General features: G+C 51.6%; 5 protein-coding genes. All 5 read left to right on the top strand.

The window, feature by feature from the left end; all coding sequences use genetic code 11:
* Nucleotides 1–272: 272 nt before the first annotated feature.
* Nucleotides 273–1,088, top strand: coding sequence for an LPS export ABC transporter ATP-binding protein (lptB, locus tag QVO99_RS05990; protein WP_022316692.1), 816 nt, complete (start codon nucleotides 273–275; stop codon nucleotides 1,086–1,088).
* A gap of 430 nt (nucleotides 1,089–1,518) precedes the next feature.
* Nucleotides 1,519–2,877 (top strand): trigger factor, encoded by a 1,359-nt coding sequence (gene tig / locus QVO99_RS05985; RefSeq protein ID WP_022316691.1) that lies wholly within the window; start codon nucleotides 1,519–1,521, stop codon nucleotides 2,875–2,877.
* Nucleotides 2,878–2,994: 117 nt separating this feature from the next.
* A complete protein-coding gene (gene clpP / locus QVO99_RS05980; RefSeq protein ID WP_022316690.1) occupies nucleotides 2,995–3,660 on the top strand; it encodes an ATP-dependent Clp endopeptidase proteolytic subunit ClpP in 666 nt (221 codons plus the stop codon).
* Between the two features lie 17 nt (nucleotides 3,661–3,677).
* Entirely contained in the window at nucleotides 3,678–4,928 is a 1,251-nt protein-coding gene (gene clpX / locus QVO99_RS05975) for an ATP-dependent Clp protease ATP-binding subunit ClpX (protein WP_022316689.1), read from the top strand.
* 107 nt (nucleotides 4,929–5,035) lie between these two features.
* Nucleotides 5,036–5,322 (top strand): DEAD/DEAH box helicase (locus QVO99_RS05970; protein WP_288176997.1); only part of this gene is annotated, 287 nt, incomplete at its 3' end.

Raw genomic sequence — 5,322 nt, 5'->3', positions numbered from 1 at the left:
GGTGGGGGCTGATGTCGATATGCAGAGTAAAGTAACAAAACCGATATCCGAGAATCACGGATTAGTCATCACTCCTTAAAAGTCAAATACCATTTAAGCCCTAATGATTGATAGGGGTTAAAAAGAATTAAGATGGAGAGGAAATGTGGGTGGGAAAGGCTCTCTTTGTAAATTATTGGGTATATTTGCAGTTCGTATTGTGGCGGACGGCGAGTGAAGACACGTGTCCGGGCGCTGCTGACGGAAAGACATAACGATATTCAAACTATATAATGAGCGACAGCGAGAATATAAAGCAGGAGAACAAGAGCGGGGGAATGGTGCTGCGCACCGAAGGCCTCGTGAAGCAGTATGGCAAGCGCACGGTGGTCAACGACGTGTCGATAAGCGTGAAGCAGGGCGAGATCGTGGGACTGCTCGGTCCGAACGGTGCCGGCAAGACCACTTCATTCTATATGACCACCGGACTCATTGTGCCCAATGCCGGTCATATCTATCTCGACGACAAGGACATCACCTCCTATCCCGTGTATAAAAGAGCACGTGCCGGTGTGGGCTATCTGCCCCAGGAGGCGAGCGTGTTCAGGAAACTCAGCGTGGAAGACAATATCATGGCGGTGCTCGAGATGACCGACCTTACCCGCAAGGAGCAGCTTGCCAAACTGGAGACGCTGATAGACGAGTTCGACCTGCATAAGGTGCGCAAGAACCTCGGCGACCGTCTTTCGGGAGGAGAGCGCCGCCGCACGGAGATAGCCCGCTGTCTCGCCATCGACCCAAAGTTCATCATGCTCGACGAACCGTTTGCCGGCGTTGACCCGATCGCCGTGGAAGACATCCAGCATGTGGTGTGGCAGTTGAAATACCGCAACATCGGTATTCTCATCACCGACCACAATGTGCAGGAGACGCTCACCATCACCGACCGTGCCTATCTGCTCTTCGAGGGCAGGATCCTCTTCAAGGGCAGTCCGGAGGAACTTGCCGCCAACGACATCGTGAGGGAGAAATATCTCGGTGTGGATTTCGAACTTCGTCAGAAGAACTTCCAGGAGGTGGACGAGAGAAAGAGAGCGAGAAGGGAGTAAGTCCTGTGTTTGTTAAAAATTCCAAAACTTTAGGTCTTTACACCTTTTATAATTAATTTTGCAAGCCATTAGTGTGCGTGCCCCTCTTGTATCGACAGGTTGTGGGCCATACATTATTATATATATGGAATCCATAAACCCATCCTAACCTGGAACCCATCCTAACCTTCCCAAAGGGAAGGAACTGGTTACCGGGCGAATGGGAGAGACCCATCCTAACCTTCCCAAAGGGAACGAACTGGATACCGGGCGAATGGACGAGAAACCCATCCTAACCTTCATAAGGGACTGGTGCCGGACGAAGGGACGAGGCGAATGGGGCGAGGGCAATGAGAGGCTGCTGACTGGCGGCAGGTCTTGGTGACCTTCGGTATATAAAGCGATAGAGACAGAGAAAAATAATAATCATATAAAATACGAATAACGAAAAATGAAGATTTCTTTTGAGAATCCAGATAAGGTGAACGGACTGTTGACCTTGACAGTGGAGACTGCAGATTTCCAGGACAGAGTTGAGAAGACACTGAAAGACCTTCGCAAGAAGGCTCAGCTGCCAGGTTTCCGTCCGGGACAGGTGCCAATGGGCATGATAAAGAGACAGTACGGCGAGGGCGTTAAGGCTGAGGAGATCAACAAGATCATCGGCGAGGAGCTCTATAAGTATGTAAACGAGAACAAGATCAAGATGCTCGGCGAGCCAATGGCAAACGAGGGTCAGGAGCCTGTAGACCTGGAGAAGGACGCTCCATACGTGTTCAAGTTTGATATCGCCGTGGCTCCAGAGTTCAAGGTGGAGCTCACCGACAAGGATACTCTCGACTACTACACAATCAAGGTTGACGACGACCTCGTGAACCGTCAGATCGATATGTTCGCTTCTCGTGCCGGCCACTACGACAAGGCAGAGGAGTATCAGGCAAATGATATGCTCAAGGGCGACATCCGCGAGCTCGATGAGAACGGCAACACCAAGGAAGGTGGCATCACCGTAGAGGGCGCTGTCCTCATGCCGGATTATATCAAGGTGGAAGACCAGAAGAAGCTCTTTGAGGGCTGCAAGCTCGGCGACATCATCACCTTCAACCCTAAGAAGGCATACCCGGAGAGCGACGTTGAGGTTTCATCACTGCTCAAGATGAAGAAGGAAGAGGTGGCAGACCTCACATCAGACTTCAGCTTCCAGGTTACAGAGATTTCCCGCTTCGTAAAGGCAGAGGTGAACCAGGAGCTCTTCGACACCGTTTACGGCAAGGATGAGGTGAAGGACGAGAAGGCATTCCGCGAGAAGATCGCAGAGGGTCTGAAGGAGCAGCTCGCCAACGACGGCGACTTCAAGTTCCTCGTTGACCTGCGCAAGTATCTCGAGGAGAAGGTGGGCAAGCTGGAGTATCCGGACGCACTGCTCAAGCGCTTCATGCTCGCCCAGAACAAGGACAAGGGCGAGAAGTTCGTTGAGGACAACTACGAGCAGAGCATCAAGGAGCTGACATGGCACCTGGTTCGCGAGCAGCTCGTTGAGGCAAACGGCATCAAGATCGACGACGCCGACCTGAAGGAGACAGCCAAGGAGGCAGCCCGCGCTCAGTTTGCTCAGTATGGCATGACAAACGTTCCTGAGGAGTATCTCGAGAACTATGCCAACGATATGCTGAAGAAGAAGGAGCTTGTAGACTCACTCGTTGACCGCAGCATCGACCGCAAGCTCGTTGCAACACTCAAGAATGTAGTGAAGCTCACTCCGAAGGAGGCAACTCTCGACGAGTTCAACGAGATGATGAAGGGCGAATAATAGATTTTGATTAAAAAAATCTCTGATATATATTAGAGGTTATCTACTTTTTTATTATCTTTGTATAAGAAAAGGTGGATAACCTCTTTTTTTTATATCAGAACACATAAGAAATATATGAATAACGATTTTAGAAAATACGCTACCGGGCACCTCGGAATGAGTGGTATGGTGCTCGACGATGTGATGAAGACACAGGCTCAATACATGAACCCCTACATTCTGGAGGAGCGCCAGCTCAACGTTACCCAGATGGACGTTTTCTCACGTCTCATGATGGACCGCATCATCTTCCTCGGCACTGAGGTGAACGACTACACCGCCAACACACTGCAGGCACAGCTCCTGTATCTTGATTCAGTAGACTCAGGCAAGGACATCTCAATCTATATCAACAGTCCCGGCGGAAGCGTGACGGCAGGTCTCGGCATCTACGACACCATGCAGTTCATCTCCAGCGATGTTGCCACCATCTGCACCGGTATGGCAGCGTCGATGGCGGCAGTGCTCCTCGTTTCGGGAACCGAAGGCAAGCGTTCCGCTCTGCCCCACAGCCGCGTGATGATACACCAGCCGCTGGGCGGAGTGCAGGGACAGGCATCCGACATTGAGATTGAGGCAAAGGAAATCATGAAGTTCAAGAAAGAACTCTACACTATAATCGCCAACCATTCACACACACCATACGACAAGGTGTGGAACGACTCCGACCGCAACTACTGGATGACGGCAGAAGAGGCCCGTGAATATGGAATGATTGACACGGTGCTTACAAGAAAATAAAAAGGTAGGGAGAAGATATGGCTGAAAGAAAAAAGAAGGTGTGTTCCTTCTGCGGCAGAGGGGAGCACGATGTGAAGCTCCTTATCTCGGGTATGAACGGCTACATCTGCGACCATTGCGTGGCACAGGCATTCGACATCCTCAAGGCGAACCATCTGCTGGACGACGACGGTGAGGATAAGCACGATTTCAGTTCCTGGGATTCCGTGGAAGTTCCAAAGCCCCATGAGATAAAAGACTACCTCGACCAGTATGTCATCGGACAGGACGAGGCGAAGCGCTATCTCTCCGTGGCTGTATACAACCACTATAAGCGAATCAAGCAGGCGCCCACCGACGACGGCGTGGAGATAGAGAAGAGCAACATCATCATGGTGGGAAGCACCGGTACCGGAAAGACCCTTCTTGCCCGCACGATAGCCAAGCTGCTCGATGTACCGTTCACCATCGTCGATGCCACGGTGTTCACCGAGGCAGGCTATGTGGGCGAAGACGTGGAGAGCATCCTCAGCCGGTTGCTGCAGGTGGCAGACTACAATGTGGAACTGGCAGAGCGTGGCATCGTGTTCATCGACGAAGTGGACAAGATAGCCCGCAAGAGCGACAACCCTTCGATTACCCGCGACGTCAGCGGCGAGGGAGTGCAGCAGAGTCTGCTGAAGCTCCTCGAGGGTTCGATGGTCAACGTTCCGCCAAAGGGAGGCCGCAAGCATCCCGACCAGGACTATGTGCATATCGACACGAAGAACATCCTCTTCATCTGTGGCGGTGCGTTCGACGGCATAGAGCGCAAGATAGCCCAGCGACTGAACACACATGTGGTGGGATACAACTCCGTGCAGAATGTGAAGAAGATAGACAAGAAGGACATGATGAAGTATATCCTTCCGCAAGACCTCAAGTCGTTCGGACTGATACCAGAGATCATCGGTCGTCTGCCGGTGCTCACCTATCTCAACCCTCTCGACAAGGAAGCCCTGCGCTCCATTCTCGTGGAACCAAAGAACTCCATCGTGAAGCAATACCAGAAGCTCTTCGAGATAGACGGCATAAAGCTGGAATTCGAAGACGGCGTGTTCGACTTTATCGTTGACAAGGCAATGGAATACAAACTCGGTGCACGCGGACTCCGTTCTATTGTGGAGAGCGTGATGATGGATGCCATGTTCGACGTGCCGTCGGAGAACGTGAAGGAATTCACGGTCACTCTCGACTACGCCAAGTCACAGCTCGACAAGGCGCATCTGCAGAAACTCGAGACAGACTAAAGGAACTATTCATAAAACACACGATGCCAACGGCAGGTGCGGACCACGGATGTCTGCATGCTGCCGCCGGCATTGGAATGAGACATAATAAGGAAACAGCTTGTTATATGACTAATGATGTTAATCTTACTGAAAAACTGAAGCACTATTTCGGTTTCAACAGCTTCAAGGGAGAACAGGAGGAGATAATCCGCAACCTGCTCGCCGGCAACGACACTTTCGTGCTCATGCCTACGGGAGGCGGCAAGTCGCTTTGCTACCAACTGCCCTCTCTCTTGATGGAAGGTACGGCAATTGTCGTGTCGCCGCTCATAGCGCTGATGAAAAACCAGGTGGACGTGATAAACGGCATGAGCGAAGAGACGGGAGTGGCACATTATCTGAACTCCTCTCT

It is taken from the genome of Prevotella sp. CAG:592 (assembly GCF_000436015.1).
GTDB classification, from domain to species: domain Bacteria; phylum Bacteroidota; class Bacteroidia; order Bacteroidales; family Bacteroidaceae; genus Prevotella; species Prevotella pectinovora.
The sequence above is the reverse complement of the archived record's forward strand: the minus strand, read 5'-3'. Positions and strand labels throughout refer to the sequence as shown.